This is a genomic window from Halobacillus sp. ABR2_026 (genome assembly GCF_056158545.1).
Genome location: NZ_JBSWTM010000001.1, coordinates 1,403,816 through 1,420,604, shown reverse-complemented (window position 1 = coordinate 1,420,604; position 16,789 = coordinate 1,403,816). Strand labels below are relative to the sequence as shown.

Here is a 16,789-nt window from a genome sequence, read left to right as displayed (position 1 = left end):
AACAGAGCCAATGATAATGTGCGTTGTACTATCCTAGATTACATATCCGGCTTCTCCGCCCATAAGTTCACTTGTAAATGAGTAATCGTTACTTTTAGTTCGGAGGCCTCTTTCACATCAAGACCTTCGATTGGAGTGGATGTAGCAAATCCAAATTGGTCACCATCAGGATACTTTAAATTCGATGAGCCAGAAGGAGATAACGGATAGGATTCATCTTTATATTCTGCTACTGCTTCCGCTACGAAATCACTGGATAAACCAGAGTTATTGCGTACATGTTCCAAACCGGAAATTAACATCGCACCACCTGTTTCATAACTACCTTTTGACCTGAAAACGATCTTGTATTCTGAATCCGTACGCGTTACTTTCGATACATAAATTTCATTTTGACCATCTTCGAAAAGAACTTTCCCTTCATTACTTTCCAGATCACTCATATCAATTTCCACGGTATATGTACCTTCCACAGGGAACGTCTTCTGATAATACTGTTCTGTGTTACTGGCTATATAGCTTATGCCTTCTAAATGTAGTTGGATGCCCATGATTATTCGCGGGACTAGCAGAAATCCGATGGCGATGATTGCCAAAAGGATATATAACGTTTTTAAATTCCATATTTTTCGTATCACAGATCTTCCTCCTTATCAGATGGACGATAACCAGGAATAAAAGTTTATAACCTACATTTTCGTTTGATACTCAAAAACCATTAGAATCTTTTCATGGTGGAAAGCAACTTTCGGGCAAGGTGCCGGTCCCTTTTATGAACGAAAAAATCGTATATTTCAGGCTGATTAAACGCAACACTACGAAATGGTTGTCCTAGTGGGCTGCCTGATGATTGTTTTTTCACTTTAAATTTCAATCCCTCACTTTTGAATGCTTGGGCTATTCTAAAATACTCCGCGTGGTTGGTAGCAGAATATACATTTTCTGTATGAAATATAAAGCCGAACATACACAGATTTCCCTCCTCTAATACTCTTTCATAGTCGGATTCAATTACAAACTATAAAAAAACACATGAGTTCAAGAGGAAATTCCCTACCAAACCAATCACTACCATGAGGATGAAGCTTCCGAAAAGAAAGTACCCGATCAACTTAATCGGCAATGGCAGTCTCCCTCCTCGGGTCTTTGGATAGCCTTCGACTTCCTGCTTATGAGCGATAACATCATTGAATGGCTTATGTTGATTTCCTTTATGCATTTGCGATTCAACACCTCCAATAAAGAAGTTCCATACTATTCCATGGTCTCCTTCATTAAGATTCCTTTTCTTTTCTATACGATTCCTATTCATTTTCGTTTCAAAATAGACAAAAACAAGGAAGTACCCCCTTCCTCAAGGAGTGATATTGAGAGATTCCCCCTCAACATATAACAATAAATGAAAACCTCACCCTTGGTCATAAAGGTGAGGTTCAACAACAAATGGCTTCTGTATTCTTCTTTCCTATTTTACCCCTTGGTTCATAATCACACAAAATCTAAAACGGGTAGGTTAAAACTCGAAATCTAATTTATCATTCACTTTTAACTATCATGTCGAAAGTACCCCTCACGATTACCTATCATTGAAATCTATAGATTGTTTACACTTAATTTACTCTATTCATTTAAATTCCATGCTACCATTGCAAATGGAAACGCCAGAATAAACGCCTCTCCAAATCGGCTGTAAATTTAACCCGGTATTCATATCTCAGGCATAAAAAAGAACTGAGATATTGATATAAAATACATATTAGGAGGAACTTCTATGCTTAAAAGATCACTGATGTTCGTTTTTGCTATCGCTCTATTTTTGACTGGCTTTCCATCCCACATGCCAACGGTTTCTGCGTTTCCGCCGAACACACCTTCAAAGGCTACAGCACAAGATCAGTTGGATGCGCTGCCTGTAATGCCCGAGGACTCTATGAGCGGCTATTCCCGTGATAAGTTTCCCCATTGGGATTATAAAGGCAATGATTGTGACACGCGGCAATTGGTACTCCAACGGGATGCCGATTACTATTCCGGAGACTGCCCTGTGACGTCAGGTGAATGGTACAGTTACTATGATGGTGTTACCGTGGATGACCCTTCCGACCTGGACATCGATCACGTCGTTCCTCTAGCTGAAGCATGGCGTTCAGGAGCCAACGAATGGACCACACAAAAGCGCGAGGATTTTGCCAATGACCTCTCCGGCCCCCAGCTCATTGCAGTATCCTACAGCTCCAATAGGTCCAAAGGAGACCAGGATCCTTCGACATGGCAACCGTCACGCTACAGTTCCCACTGCGGGTATGCAAAATGGTGGATCAACACGAAGTATAACTGGGATCTATCCTTGCAATCATCGGAGAAGGATTCGCTCCAAAGCATGCTTAATACTTGTCACTACTAAACTTGTAGCGCGTACACAGAAAACATAAAATGGATCGAATGAACGTGCATGGCGTTCATTCAACCAACAAGAAGGGAGTCTTTCGAATGGAAGAAAAGTCAACCATTTTCACAGCAAGCCACGGTGTAATGACCAATGAAGTCGGAGTCATCAGCGGAGAGCTTGAACTACGCACTCTTTGTGATGACAATGGTACACTCAAGTTAGCCATTACTTATGTTGGTGCTGAAGAGTGGTATACGCTCCCGGGAGAAGACTACCGCTTACATGATTCAAGGGACCACACCGTCGTTCACCGACTACTGGCAACCGTGTTGAAACGCCCTTAATAACGTGTAATCAAATAAAAACCCTAATCCCTTAATTAATAATGGACGAATATTATATGAATGAAAAAAATGAGCCGACTCTCCTTTTGGAAGCGGCTCATTTTTTATAGTTATTCATTCTTCTCTTATTATTTCTTTTTAATTGCTTCATTCAGCTCATGATTAATCCTAACCCTGCGATTCCAAACATTAAGATAGCAATACTGACGTAAATCATAGAATATATTCTTCTTTTCCCCTTTACAGGCATCTGTAGGAGCTCATGGATTATGAGAGATGGAGCTAATAACAGCATTATGTACAACGATGAAAAGGCAATTTCTACAGATAGACTCACCAAAAACAATAGACCTGCGAATACGAACAAACTATTACTGATGAACTTTGCTACTTTTTGCATTAGGACTCCTCCATTCATTTCGAGTAGTAGAGATAGGGTGCTAGACAATAAAAGAAAAGTTCCTCCGGACAAGTCCCTTGACTAAACGGGATATCTTTCTATAAACCGAAAAGAATTTCGAAAATATCCTATTTGTTTGGTTTCATAATTGTTCTCTCTCCAATTGCCTGAGTCCATCCACTTTCACAACAGGATCCTTACCACTCAAAATTTCAAATAAATATTGCTCTTCGGTAAAACCAAAGCACGTCAGTTCATCCAGATCCCTAATAGCTGCATCCAGATCAAGTTGCCATTGTAGAAATTCTGAATTTTCCACTTTGAAATAAGGCCACACGCGCCCTTTAGCTACAGAATACTCATCAACAAAATCTGCATTCATTAAGTCTACTCGTTCTGCCTCTTCCGAGTACCTTACAGCCACGGGGGATTCGAACGTAAAGGTGACCTTTTTCCCCGAATCACAAATCCAACCGTCATCATGTTGGATAAGCAAAGTGAACGTCAATTCTATCCAGTAAGGCAGCAGCGTGCATGTATCTAACGAAATGTAATGGGTACATGCTTCATGTGGAACCCATGTATGTACGACCTGCTTCATCCCATCACCTCCAGAAAAATGCTTATGGTTAAATCACCAATTGTTGATGGTGAAGTCATTAGGTGGACGGACAAGTCATTCCAGACCGTAACGATAAGTGAGAATAGGACAATCAACCATAACAGTTTCCGTTCTCTTTTGAACTCTTAGCCTTTCCACCCCTTACCATTCCAATTATTTCAAAAATAAAATAAGAACTCAATTGCTTTTATATAGTTGAATTTTTGTCTATAAATGAAATATCATCCCCCCTATAGGTGATGAGGTAAAATGAAAAAGCAGGCACTCTTTCCAGATGCCTGCTTTTCTCATGGTAATTATAGTATAAACTTCACTTCGGTCTTCATCATTAGCAACAGCTCCTTTCTTTCCCATTAAGGTCTGCCTGGCAGACGCCTGTTTCAGGGAGATTCAAATGAACTTCTTTCGCGCCTTTAAAATCTCCCGTTAAGTAAGAAACTACAGAACGCACTTGCTCATATCCTGTCGCCAGAAGGAATGTAGGCGCACGTCCATAGCTTTTTGCGCCGACGATATAGAAATGCGGTTCAGGCTGTTTTAACTCTTTTTCACCATGAGCACGCACAGTACCACAACTATGTAGATTAGGATCGATTAGCTCCGCTAAGGCTGGAACCGACTCAACCGCAGCATCGAAGGTATAACGGAGTTCGCTGAGGAAATCGAACTGCGGACGAGAACCTGTGACTGCAATAATCTCATCGATACCTTCAATCACTTCTTCCTGCGCTGCTTTCTCGCCTGATACATCAATCTTTCCATTCTTAGAAATCAGTTTCGAAATATGAAAAGGGGTATGTACATGAACACGACCACTTTCAATCAAATCTTTAATCCGTGAACCAAGTGCCCCTCTTCCTGGTAAGGCGTCATCTTCCATCCCTCCATACGTATGCTCAACCTTTTGTTTACGAAGACTCCAATGCAGTGTTGTATCCTCCAAATCGGATAAATCAAGCAATGCATTGATCGCCGAATGTCCACTGCCGACCACTAAAATCTTCTTCCCTTCATAACGCTCTTTTTCCTTGCCCAGAACATCAGGAATACCATATCGAATCTGTTCGGAATAGTCCTCCTCACCGCCAACGTGAATTCCATTCGATCCCAACGGGTTCGGGTGCTGCCATGTGCCTGAAGCATCAATGACTGCACTTGCTTCATAGTATTTCGGTTCACCATTTTCGATAATGTTCAAAATGAAAGGTGCGGTTTCCCGTCCATGAGTTTTCATTTTATCGAACCCTTTGCGGGAAATAGAACGGACGTCACTTTTTAAGTGAATCGCATTCTTCAATTCTGGCAGGCTGGCTAATGGCTGAAGGTAATCCTCTACGATTTCCTTACCAAAGGGGAGCTTCTCCATTTCAGGCAATGTCATATGATGACGAGAAAGAAGCGACTTAGCAGCTTCATCCATGTTGTATTTCCATGGCGAGAAGAGACGGACGTGACCATAATCAAGAAAATTCGTTCCTACCTTTTCTCCAGCTTCAAATAGAATAAAAGATTCCTTTTTCATAGCTAACTGAGACGCAGCGGCCAAACCGATCGGGCCTCCACCAATGATAGCCACCGGTAATTTTCTTTTCATATTCGTCATCCTCCTTTTATATCAAAAAAAATTGATGAACAGTCTAAACCAGACGCCTTAATTCGGTCTGAATAAACAACAAAGTTCCTCTGATAAAACCGCATTTACAACGGTTTCATTGATCCAGTAATAACTCCATGTACCTTTTGTCTCTTTGTGCAGGAAACCTGCGTTCCAAAGCAACTTCAAATGATACGACAGTTTGGATTGAGGAAGATTCAATTCTTCCACCAAGTCACAGACACACGTTCTCCCATTACGGGTGAGCACATTCATGATCTGCAGTCGTTTCTCATCCCCTAAAGCTTTAAACTGCTGCACATATTTTGAATAATTGACATTGTAGTCAACAGGTACGATGCTATCTTTTTCCATACCTCTCCTCCCCTCATTTCATCAAAAAACATTGATGAATTAAATGATAAACCCTCCCCTTTTTCAAGTCAATGGATTAATCAAAAATAATTGATTAAAAGAAGACATTAAAGCTCTCTTGCTCTTTCAAATGATTTTATTGATCCAGTAATCTACCCCTACACAGCGAATTTCCTGGTTCATCTCCTCTAAGCTTTTCGAGAAAACCGGAACAAACTACACGGATTAAAAAATCCCCGGGAATTCATTTAGAATCCCGGGGATTTCTCCACCTTAGTTCCTGTCTCACTGTTGTTTTAGCCAGTTAGAGAACTGTTTGTTTTCCTTCTCACCATTTCGTTGAGTGTTAAATTTGTTTTCCCTTGATTTATCGATGAGGCCATTTCTATGATAACGATAGACTGGCAGTGTCTCCCCCTCCTGAGCTGAGATAAAGTTGAAAGTAACAAAACTATCATTTGACTCAGGCTCTAAAGCAACGGCTGCCAGATTGGCGGACACTTGTGCGGTAGGGACCACATAGGTGCCTTTTTCAAACGTTGTTTCTTCCTCTAGAAGTTTCGTTTGTACATTCGTACGATCATACCCTTCATATAATCCACCATCTTCTACAGAAGTCACTTGATATGCCTCCACATCTACACTAATATCCCAAGGAAGCTGAAGAACTTTAACACCACTGAATCTAAGTTTTTCTATGACTTCTTCATTTCCTTCCTGGATGAAATAAGCTTGTGGTCTTTCTCTCGTTAAGGTTGGAATAGACTCGGTAGAACTGAAGTATTGAACTGGAATGTTTTTAGTAGAACCTTCAGCGATATCTACAACCTCTAAGGATTGGCCCGTGATTTCTTTCCGTTTATCCTCTATGACAATCTGATCATCGTCATTCGAAAGGAATCCTTTCTTAACTACATCTTTACGTGCTTTCCAAACCAGACGCTTAATACGATCAGCGTTGTCAGCAGTACTATGTATCAAGCTCATATGGGTTTCCACCTGGGAGGCTACACGTCGTTCAAAGTTTTCTCTTCCAATCCCAATCCCGCGTGATTCTACAAGAAAAGAGATCGAAGGAGTCAAACCAAAAGCATTCCGACCAATCCTTGGGTCTGTACCGCCTTCTTTAATGACCGCTTCCTCATCTTCACTTGAAGCAATATAATACTCTCTACTGGAGTAACCTTCTTCTGTCAGATCGTCTTGAGCATTTTCTACAAATAATTGATTGGAAACGGAGCGAATCTCTTCAGGTATGTTTAGGTTTTTACCAGATAGCAACGTGATGTCATGATACTTTAAGTATCCTTCTTGACCAAAGTCTTCAAATAACTTGTTGCCTACACTATATTCATGGGCATCAATGGTTACTTCTGGTTTATATTTGCTATGGAGCTTATGAATGGCTTGAACTTCCGGTAAATCAAATTTAATATGGTCCCGGTTAGCGTCCAGCCCATTTGCTGCATGACGATCAAAAGCATAAGATCCGTCCGGGTTAATGCGAGGTACGACAATAACATTTACTTCTTTAAGCACTTCGTCCCCATAGTTACCCGCTAATCGTTGAGCTGTAGCAAGAACACTTTCTCCGGCTGCAGGTTCATTTCCGTGGATTTGTCCTTGCAGCCAAACTGTTGGCTTTCTATTATCATAATGACCATTTTCTGCATAGAACAGGGCTGGGATTGATCTTCCTTCAATAGATGAACCAATTTCTTTTAAGTAAACGTTCTCATTCTCTTTTTCAAGTTCTTTGACAAACTCGAGCATTTCTTCTTGTGTGGTAAAGGCTTTTCCTTCTTTGGTGAATGCTGGGGTGTCCAAGTCAATATCTGGGGTGGGGTAAAGGTCCAAAACCTGTTGAGGTTGATTATACTCTTTTCCATAATAAGGAGATTCTTCAGAAGCCAATACAGGTGTAGCCCATAGAGAGACTACAAAAAGTAAAGGAATCGCTAATCCCCAAAAACTAAATTTGTGTTTTTCCACTACTATCATTCTCCTCCCTAAAATATTTGTTCCCAAAGTGTACAATGTAATCCTTTATATTGTAAAATATTCTAAATTTTTAGATAAATAGTAAATTTGTTACTTGAAAAAAGTATTTTTAATGTTGAATAATGTCATTTATCGTATAATAACGCTCTATATCACAGAGTCAAATGGTCATTAAAAGTGGTGAAATAATATAAAATGTACATATTTACTCATTTTTTCTATTTTCAACCAAAATAGTTAGAAATAATGCTATTGATCTAGTGACATTGCAACTAAATGAGCAGAACATAATAAAGCGATTGCTCTAATTGAACAATCGCCACCTATCGTATTTTAAGATCAACCATTTTTCCTAATTGACCTATTTTGAGAGCAAGGTAAATCAAAGGAATCCTATTACTTAATTCAACAGTTAGGTTAAATTAGGGTAGCTGCAATTCCGCTAATTCCTATGAGTATAAAGAACACCCCGGTGATTCTTGTAGACCAGATAAAAAGTGTAGAAGGTCCATCGGCACCCTTCGATTTCCAACTTTCTCCGATTAACCACCATGAATTTGGTGAAGAAATCCCCCAAACACCTATGAATAAGAAGAAAATGGCAATAAATATAAACGATCACCTCTTCTTTTTGTCTTCTCCACGAACTACCCGAGCCTTTACAGATGAACACTCTTATTTAATAATTGCCCGGGTAAAAAGAAGCCTCAGGTTCAAGGTGCCCCCATATAAAACTATATGAATTCATCGTGTAAACCACCAAGCAAAAAATAAAATTACTGCGATTATAAACCAAATAAGTGCAACTATATGTTTTCTTTCCGTCTTTTTCTTAGAAGAGTTCGAGAATACGATTCCACTAATCAAAGCAATCGTGATTGCTAACCAAGTCCAAAAGCTCATAAAATCCCCCCTCCGCTACCATTTAAGATAAATTTGCGATAGTCATAATATAATTAAATCCAGAAGACTCAAAATCAAGATAATCCTTTGTGTTTAGCCCTGATTAATAATTACCCACCAAAGGAAAAATTGAATAAGAAGAGAAGAAATAGGAGAAGAAATATTATACTGATGATAAGTGTAATAATAGGTACTATTCTCTTTCCCCTTTCTTTATTTAAACTCGTTAGCCCAAGGATGATGCCAACTATGCTTGTATATGGAGTGAATTCAATGTATTGAACCATAGCTCCGAAAAAGTTAATAGACATCATTCTCACAAACAATACAACCTGGATGAAAAATATGCCCAACATTAACAAGCATAACTTTACTAAGACTGATTTAGGCATAAAAACCCTCCCTAAACCTTCAACTAACCTGTCCCAAACGTTAAGAAAAGGAATTCTTCTGTTTCAAAATTGGCCCGCGTTCGTTGAAGACTCGAATTCGAGATCAATTACTCAAATATACTTTCCCTCTTTAACGAAGGAGAACATTTCCTTATCTTTATGTGATTTACCCTTTTCCTTAAATTCCATTGATTTCTTCACTTTTGGTTTTGAATGAATCCCTATCTTACGTTGCTGATTCTCAATAAGACTTTTCACGACAGCCTGAATGGACAAGATAAGAAGAATGTATAATACTAAAACAGGAATAATTAACCAATACCTCTCTGTCATTATTCCAATTCTCATCGTCTCAAAGAGCGATGTCCATTCATAGATCAAAGATTGAGAAGCCCCCTCTCTATTTCCTCGTATCGTCCCTCCTAAGAATATGGAAAGCACACCAAGGTGCAGGAGAACCTGTAGAACTAGAATCATTTGTTGTCCAAGTAATAAAAATAACCTCGGTACCAAATGAGGAGTCATGTGTTTAAAGAAAATCCTCCCCTTACTTGCTCCGAGCAGCATAGCAGCTTGAATGTACTCTTTTTTCAGGATTTCATCGGATTCCTGGCCGATCACATTCAACAAGACTGGGAGGGCGAAAACAATCAAAATAATCAATACTAATACTAGATTAGGAACCATCAGCGATTCAGCAAGTTGTCTTTGATGTTCCTCAAAAATCACGTTGCCCACAAGTAAGACATAGGCAATTAATGTTATAGGCAAAAACTGCATGCCATCAGCTAATCCATTAATGACTTTCTTTGACCGGGATCCTAACCAGAAAATATAAGGGATGCTGAGCATATAACCAATAACTACTCTGGCAAGAGCAACCAAGAGGGTGAACAAGATCGTGTACTTCGCACCGACAATCAACATTTGTAAAACAGGATATCCATTTAAATTGGAGCCAAAAATCAACTCATCTTCGCCCCAGGAATGAGGAGGAGCTTGAATGTTTCCTTTTGCGTCTTCCACTAACCCGGCATTTTCAACGGGTGCGTTATACAATACGCTGATGCCCAGCATCAAAATAATATACCCTAGACCCACAAGAAACTTTGGACTTTTAAGTAGTAGCAAAAGTTGTTTAACAAGTGCACTCCACACGGAAATCATTCTTTCCATTAACCCTTTAAGCGAAAATTTTTGGAGGTGAAGAACTTCAGCATTTTTCAGCATAGAAGGCGCAGATAAGGTGCCCGTTTTCGTTTCTTCCCCAATCAGCCAATCCAATAAAGAATACATGATATAAAATGGAGTGAATATTAGAATCAATGATACCGCCATGATGAAAGGTCTTGTATCAAAAAAGATTAACCGCACAATTCCATAGAAGTTATGTAAATACTCGATGACTAATAAACTCGACAGCGTAAGCCACAGAATCGGCTTTGATTGTATGATTAGGTTTCTTTTCATATTACTTAAACAATGCTTTACAAGAATAGTCGTGTTTCTTAGTCCTTTACTTTTAGCTAATGTAACATAGTCTTTTCGCCATTCTTCTTCAAGTAGTAAAAGACAAGTCCTGTAAAATAGCACAGTTGGTAAAATACATAATGACAAAATAGGAGAAAGGTAGATTTTTTCTTCACCCAAATAGACAAATCGAAAAAGTAAAAGATCAAACGACTTAAAAAACCACACCACGAACATTTGTAATAAGAATAGGAACAGAATATCTGGCAATGCTTCTAAACTATTTAAAACAGTATGTATGGTCCCACTGATCTTTCCAGGTAACCCAAAGGTCGATATAGCTAATACAAGTCCCACTACAATGGCAATGGCTAGCGCGGAAAATAAAATGGTCATAGAATACAGGTAGTTATCTGATATATAAGAGAAGAGAGGCTTTTCTATGTATTGATAATTAAGACGATGTTGGAAAACCCATTCTGAGGGAGTTAATATCTGATTTATTACATGGGCCACGCTTTGAAAATAAAAAGATAACTTCCAATTAAATCCATTAGAGAACATAACTGATATACAACTAATTAAAATTATGCCTATGACACCAAAAAAATAGTTAATGAAAAATTTAGCGACCTTCAAACGAATCCCCCATTTCCACCTTGAAATTCTATACGATAATTTAGGGGCAAAGTTTCAATTTTTTGTAAATCATTTAAGATATGTATACCTTAATACGTGAATAGAGAGATATGGCAGATCTCACAACCCCTTCCTAAATTATTCCGAAACTGAGTCTTCAACTACTAGGAACGATAATAAAAAAGCGATTGCTCTTATTGAACAACCGCTCCCGATACTGGAGAATTGATTTAAAAATATTAACAGTTATAGTGCTTGAACCCTCTATTTCCCTTTAAGAGTTCAGGTCAGGTACCGGTATTATAAATGCTTGGTTAATAGGACAGCTAAGGCACATACTCCTCGGTGTTATGAATAGTGAGATAACATCGCTCCAACGATAGCTTTTTTTCTGTACACGCTTAAGATCAGTCCAAACACCACTGCATGTAAAACCATAGGATGAAAACCGTAACTTAAGAATGGGAGAGAAAACGCCATAAATGGCAGCAACCCAAAGGACATTAGAAGGTGATAGAGAAAAGGAACCGAATAAAATGCCAGTCCCCCAGTAATGAGCATTTTCCCAAACTTATCGATTATCTTCAGATTCACAACAAACAGCCGCACCATCAATAATAGGAGTACAAGAATAGTCATAAAGGATATTATCCAACCGTAGTTGTACGTTAAACTAACCAATACAAAGTCTGTATGTCCTGAGGGAAGATTTTCAAGGTTTCCACCTCGACCAAACCATTGCGTATTAGAAAGCATTTCTTGAACCCGGAGATAGACATACCCTTGTGAATCAGAATAGTCTTCAGGGTTTAAGAAAGATAAAAGCCTAACAAGCTGATAATCTTTAATTGGGGCTAACCATAAATATAAAGCAATAGCACTACTACTTCCAAAAACGATTCCTGTTAGTGCTTTTCGGTTTAAGTTAATAAACCAGGCCATGGAAAAAAACAGGAGGAGAAGAATCCCCGTCGAAATAAGATCCGAAGTATTTAAATAAAGATAAAGCGGAATGGATAACACGATCAAAGCTTTCCATAGCTTTGCTTTAGGACTAGAAAGTAAAGAGGCAAATCCAAGAATGAAAAGGGGGATGAAGTAAATCCCTTTGATAGAAAACGGTCCAACTTCCACGACTGGTTGTCCAACCACGTATGATACGGGACCATAGATGAGGTAAAACAGTCCCAACAGTCCTGCCCCATAAAACATCCACCCCCACTTCTGTAACTTTCGATAATCAAAGAAGAAGAGGACTGTAGCTATTCCAATTCCCATAAAAGTGTACACAAATTTACTTTCCAGGAGATAACCAAAGTCCTGATTGAAAACAAGGACCGGGAGAAAACTAATCCCCACACTCATCAATAATAGAACCACCATCCACCAGTCTGTTTTGTCACGGTACAGCTGATTAAAGCTTTTTCCTAATTCAATGGGGTTCCCCATCCGTTTGACTGCTTCTTCCTCCACACCTTCCTCAGATTGGGAACCATCTTTAGTCATCCTTAGTTTCTCCTGTTCGATATGGTAGGTCAGTTCTTCAGAGACCACTTGTTTCGCTTCTTTATTCTTTATAAACTTCTTTACATACTCAATATAATGACTTTTATCCATTTTCATAATTCCAGCCCCTCAGTTATAGAGCGAAAAGCAGCCAGATTTTCAGGGGTTCGTTCATATTTATTTAAGAGCTTTTTACCTTTCTTCGTCAGGACATAATACTTTCCCCCATCCTCTTCCCATCCTGAACGGGTATATCCTTTCTGTTCCAACCTATGAAGGATTGTATACAAATGCCCCTCATGATCTTCAAACCTCACAACCCCCCTGGATCTCAAATGCTTAGACAAAGTAAAGCCCGTTTTCTCCTGCACCAATAACTGGAAAATAGCCAACAGGACACCTTCTTCTCCCTCATTCTCATACTCAAGTTTTTTCTCAATTCCTTCCCTGAGCCTTCCGTTAAATTGAAGGTTGTGAAATTCAAGCTTGTCTAGGGAATTCTTTAACTTCTTCAACCTCTTTTCCATTACAGACTCCCTCCTAATTGTTCTTTTAAAATTACTTTCGCCCTTTTCAACCGTGTTTTTATGGTGTTTTCATTCTTTTTCAAGACCTTAGCCATCTCTTTTGTCGTCACTTCTTCGTAATAGTACAGGTAGATCACCTCTCGATATTTCGCAGGTAACTCCATAATGGTAGTCACCAGTTCTTTGTCCACGTAATCTTGAATAACTTCATCCTCTGTACTTAAGTGTCTTTGTTCAGCGTGCATTACCTTTTCTTCAGAAACCACCACTTTACGGTTATACCAGCTTCTCAGATAATCCTTACTATGATTTATCGCAATGCTCCATATCCACGTTCTAATTTTTGACTTGCCATTATACTTATGTAAGTTCCTATAACACTTCATGAAAATTTCCTGGGTTAGATCCTCTGCAATCGCTTGGTTCTTCACATATGAATACACCAGTTGGAGAACAGATTGCCCATATGTATCCATGACTTCTTGAATGGCTCGCTCTTTATCTTGCATTTCCATATACTTCTCAATCGACTCTTCCAATTTAAACCCTCCTGCTTTATATAACGAATCTAAACGTGGATTAGTTTTAGGAAATTAAAAAGAACGACTATTCTTATTGAATAATCGTTCTCTTTCCTTTAAGGATTGAAACTGAGATATCCTCGATTAAGAAATAACCAATACAACAACTATAATATTCGTACACTATGTCACAACATCTTTTCTAAAAAAGGGAGATTATCGACGTTATACATAATAATAAGACTCATTAAAAGTATTATCATTGTGCTGATATATTGCTTTGAATCCTTAATAAAGGTGAATTCCAAAAACGCCTGAAATCCTAATATTATTGCTAAGTAGGTCATTAAATAATATTTAATTAAAGCGTCTGAGTTTAAATCAATTACAAACTATAGTGTGATTATAAAGACTAACAGAATTGTACCTCTCCCCCAGCGGTCAAGGTTTTTACCGGATGTTTCGGATAAACTTACCTTTTCAACTCTAAGTATTTTAGTTGTAATTTTTTCTGTCACAAACATCAAGGCAATTAATACGATTAAGAACACTACGAACTCCACCTAACCCCTCCCCCCGTTTCTGTAAGACTCGATATCAAGAAAATTACGAATATAACTAATTTAACCTACCCATCAATAACGTATTGTAGTAATTATCATCAGATAATAACTTGTCTTTCTGTAATACACCTTCAATCTTAAAACCATAATTTTTATAAAGAGCTATTGCAATCTCGTTTGTTTCCAGGACATTCAAAGTGATTTTCTTTATGTTATTTGCATCTGCCCAACTAATACTTTCTTTTAACAAGTTCTTTCCTATTCCATATCCCCAATAATCCCTCAATACTCCTACACCAAACTCTACCTTATGAGAACTTCTTTTATATACATTTCCTTCACATCTAGAGAAACCAACAAGGGTTCCATTTACTTCAGCTACCAAGAAAATATTGTTCAAACTTTCTGAGTCACTTTTGATAATATCCTTAAATCCTTCTTTGTTTATGTATGCTTCTCCTTTAACTCTATCCAAATTTTCAGTTTCACCATCTATCTGTAACCTTAATTCAGATAAAGCTTGCGCGTCTTTGAATTGTGCATATTTTACTTTGTAATGGAGATTAGGAACTTTATATTGTTTTGAGTTTACTATCATATTACTCCCCCTCTTCGATTAAATATATTTCTCTTTGAAAATAGGACTAAGTTCACTCCATACATCAAATTTATTACCATCCAAATCGTAAAAAACAAAATTTCTTCCTGAATGCCCTCTGTCTACAATAGTTCCAACTCTTATTTCGTTTGCTATAAAATCTTTATGAAGTGCCTTCAAAGCATCCAATCCATTTACTTCAAATGTTAAAGAGAAACGTTCTGCCCCATAGACATCCATAAAATTCGAACTTTGACTTTCATTAGCCTTCACAAGAAAAATGCTTTGGTTTGCAAGGTTTAAAATCGCTTTGTCTTCATCTTTATAAGATAACTCTGCACCTAATTTATTGACATACCATTCAGATGAAAGCTCTACATTTGAAACTGGGATATAAGTAGTTCCAACCCTCAATAGTTTGTCTCTCACTTTATAAAACCCCTCCCAATTCATGAATTAAACTGCTCCTTCAGTTAAATAGGTTAAACCACTGATATTACTTGTACATATGTAATAAAGGACTAATGCTCTATTGAACAATCGCCCCGTTAGTTATAGAGAAGGCTTACACAATAATTGCATCACTCATTATTTCTTACCTATCCGTTCTAAAAATATAGGTGCTATATTTAGCAAGATAGAAACAATTGTCAAAAACCAAAATGCCCTTGCCATACCAGGTATCACATCCGATAAAGCTGCCCAATCTTCTGCTTTTACCCAGTGATTTAGATAGCTGTAATCTGCACAAATGGTTAATGCTGTAAATGATAATGCCAGCGCCATCGCAAGCTTGTAATCCTTTCTTGCTCCATACAAAGAAAGATTTATAACAGTTAATACTATTGCAATCCCCCCAAATATTACCCACATAACTATACCTCCATATATTTTATTATACCGTGCAAACATACTAATGTACTTCGCCTCAATTTTTCGCATTTTTATATCAGAAATTCATACTCTAATCTTGTTTTGCAGTAAGTGTTCTTCCTATTATGATTTCTCATTGAACAAATCTGACCCGGCAATTTAATAGGTTAAACCATTGATATTACTTGTGCATATGTAACAAAGGGCTAATGCTCTATCAAACAATCGCCCCCATTTGTGTAAAACTCAAACCCCAGATACTTTCGAGTTAATATTCGACTAAAGCAGCCTTTACTCGAATAAGCCGAATAGCTAATACTCTTTGATCATTCACTCACAGTTCCAATTCTCTCGTATTTATTCGTTGGACTAACATCGCAATAATAACAATCGGAACTCCAAATACAATATATAGGGTTATAACTGAAATGAATCCTTCAATTGTCACAGTGTTATGTAAAATTATAATACTAAGCAAAAATAATGTAATGAAAGTAATAAACAATCCTAACCCTTTACTTTTTCTATGAAACGCAGATATTCCAGTCACCAACACCTTCGCTATGACTAGACCTAAAATAAGTTGAATGAACGGTAATAATAATAGATAATCATTTTGCGTAATTAAAGCAAAAACTAACAAAAAGCGTAGTAAAAACTCCAACAACTATAGAAAGTATTTTTCTGTTTAACAAAAAACCTCTTCCTTTTTTATTTGAATTTTTTTGTTTATCTTTAGTAAACCCGCTTCGTTAGTGTAAAAGCGATCCCTAATATTGAAGAATCGCCACCTTTAGTGGAAGACTCGAGTCCAAGTTTAAAGGGATCATCTTCATTTCTTGCCCCAAGTAACCTCATACAGCCATCTGAAAAAAGTAGTAAATAAAGAGAAAACAATTACCTCTACAAAGTTGAAAGATGAAAACAGTACCTGCCATAGTGAAAGGCCGACACCTAAAAATAAGAAGAACTTAAAATAACTTAACACTTTACCACCTCTATACTCCCTAGGAGCTATCGCATTATTGTGGCAATTTTAACATAATTAACCAATTAGATAATACACACTAAT

Annotated in this window: 17 protein-coding genes; 2 read left to right on the top strand and 15 right to left on the bottom strand. The window is 37.9% G+C overall.

Annotation, left to right across the window (positions count from 1 at the left end; translation table 11 throughout):
- Window positions 1–38: 38 nt before the first annotated feature.
- Both ACXADE_RS07330 and ACXADE_RS07325 read right to left on the bottom strand, forming a co-directional pair.
- The gene (locus ACXADE_RS07330) at window positions 39–638 is read right to left on the bottom strand and encodes a hypothetical protein (RefSeq protein WP_474979823.1); all 600 of its coding nucleotides are present in this window, start codon (window positions 636–638) and stop codon (window positions 39–41) included.
- Between the two features lie 380 nt (window positions 639–1,018).
- Window positions 1,019–1,219: a hypothetical protein gene (locus ACXADE_RS07325; RefSeq protein ID WP_474979822.1), complete on the bottom strand. Its 201-nt coding sequence runs from the start codon at window positions 1,217–1,219 to the stop codon at window positions 1,019–1,021.
- Between the two features lie 552 nt (window positions 1,220–1,771).
- On the opposite strand from ACXADE_RS07325, the gene ACXADE_RS07320 reads away from it, so the two are divergent.
- A complete protein-coding gene (locus ACXADE_RS07320; RefSeq protein ID WP_474979821.1) occupies window positions 1,772–2,404 on the top strand; it encodes an HNH endonuclease family protein in 633 nt (210 codons plus the stop codon).
- 86 nt (window positions 2,405–2,490) lie between these two features.
- On the top strand, window positions 2,491–2,733 hold the full coding sequence (locus ACXADE_RS07315; protein WP_474979820.1) for a hypothetical protein: 243 nt from the start codon (window positions 2,491–2,493) through the stop codon (window positions 2,731–2,733).
- Window positions 2,734–2,884: 151 nt separating this feature from the next.
- Here ACXADE_RS07315 and ACXADE_RS07310 read toward each other — a convergent pair whose 3' ends face one another.
- The 13 genes from ACXADE_RS07310 to ACXADE_RS07250 form a co-directional block, all read right to left on the bottom strand.
- Window positions 2,885–3,133 (bottom strand): hypothetical protein, encoded by a 249-nt coding sequence (locus ACXADE_RS07310; protein ID WP_474979819.1) that lies wholly within the window; start codon window positions 3,131–3,133, stop codon window positions 2,885–2,887.
- 142 nt (window positions 3,134–3,275) lie between these two features.
- On the bottom strand, window positions 3,276–3,734 hold the full coding sequence (locus ACXADE_RS07305) for a hypothetical protein (RefSeq protein WP_474979818.1): 459 nt from the start codon (window positions 3,732–3,734) through the stop codon (window positions 3,276–3,278).
- Between the two features lie 349 nt (window positions 3,735–4,083).
- Window positions 4,084–5,349, bottom strand: coding sequence for an NAD(P)-binding domain-containing protein (locus ACXADE_RS07300; protein ID WP_474979817.1), 1,266 nt, complete (start codon window positions 5,347–5,349; stop codon window positions 4,084–4,086).
- A gap of 57 nt (window positions 5,350–5,406) precedes the next feature.
- Window positions 5,407–5,724 carry an ArsR/SmtB family transcription factor gene (locus tag ACXADE_RS07295; protein WP_474979816.1) on the bottom strand — a complete coding sequence of 106 codons (318 nt, stop codon included), beginning with the start codon at window positions 5,722–5,724 and terminating at the stop codon, window positions 5,407–5,409.
- 285 nt (window positions 5,725–6,009) lie between these two features.
- Entirely contained in the window at window positions 6,010–7,725 is a 1,716-nt protein-coding gene (locus ACXADE_RS07290; protein ID WP_474979815.1) for a M14 family metallopeptidase, read from the bottom strand.
- Between the two features lie 417 nt (window positions 7,726–8,142).
- The gene (locus ACXADE_RS07285; protein ID WP_474982210.1) at window positions 8,143–8,325 is read right to left on the bottom strand and encodes a DUF6199 family natural product biosynthesis protein; all 183 of its coding nucleotides are present in this window, start codon (window positions 8,323–8,325) and stop codon (window positions 8,143–8,145) included.
- 806 nt (window positions 8,326–9,131) lie between these two features.
- Window positions 9,132–11,129 (bottom strand): ABC transporter permease subunit, encoded by a 1,998-nt coding sequence (locus ACXADE_RS07280; protein WP_474979814.1) that lies wholly within the window; start codon window positions 11,127–11,129, stop codon window positions 9,132–9,134.
- A gap of 348 nt (window positions 11,130–11,477) precedes the next feature.
- On the bottom strand, window positions 11,478–12,752 hold the full coding sequence (locus ACXADE_RS07275; RefSeq protein ID WP_474979813.1) for an FtsW/RodA/SpoVE family cell cycle protein: 1,275 nt from the start codon (window positions 12,750–12,752) through the stop codon (window positions 11,478–11,480).
- Window positions 12,749–13,162 carry a PadR family transcriptional regulator gene (locus tag ACXADE_RS07270; protein WP_474979812.1) on the bottom strand — a complete coding sequence of 138 codons (414 nt, stop codon included), beginning with the start codon at window positions 13,160–13,162 and terminating at the stop codon, window positions 12,749–12,751. Before ACXADE_RS07270 ends, ACXADE_RS07275 begins: the two co-directional genes overlap by 4 nt.
- Complete coding sequence (locus ACXADE_RS07265; protein WP_474979811.1) at window positions 13,162–13,701, bottom strand: sigma-70 family RNA polymerase sigma factor; 540 nt, start codon at window positions 13,699–13,701, stop codon at window positions 13,162–13,164. Before ACXADE_RS07265 ends, ACXADE_RS07270 begins: the two co-directional genes overlap by 1 nt.
- Window positions 13,702–14,301: 600 nt before the next feature.
- Window positions 14,302–14,844 (bottom strand): N-acetyltransferase family protein, encoded by a 543-nt coding sequence (locus tag ACXADE_RS07260; RefSeq protein WP_474979810.1) that lies wholly within the window; start codon window positions 14,842–14,844, stop codon window positions 14,302–14,304.
- Between the two features lie 18 nt (window positions 14,845–14,862).
- Window positions 14,863–15,273, bottom strand: a complete 411-nt coding sequence (locus tag ACXADE_RS07255) for a VOC family protein (protein WP_474979809.1) — start codon at window positions 15,271–15,273, stop codon at window positions 14,863–14,865.
- A 159-nt stretch (window positions 15,274–15,432) separates the two neighbouring features.
- On the bottom strand, window positions 15,433–15,717 hold the full coding sequence (locus ACXADE_RS07250; RefSeq protein WP_474979808.1) for a hypothetical protein: 285 nt from the start codon (window positions 15,715–15,717) through the stop codon (window positions 15,433–15,435).
- Window positions 15,718–16,789 lie beyond the last annotated feature (1,072 nt).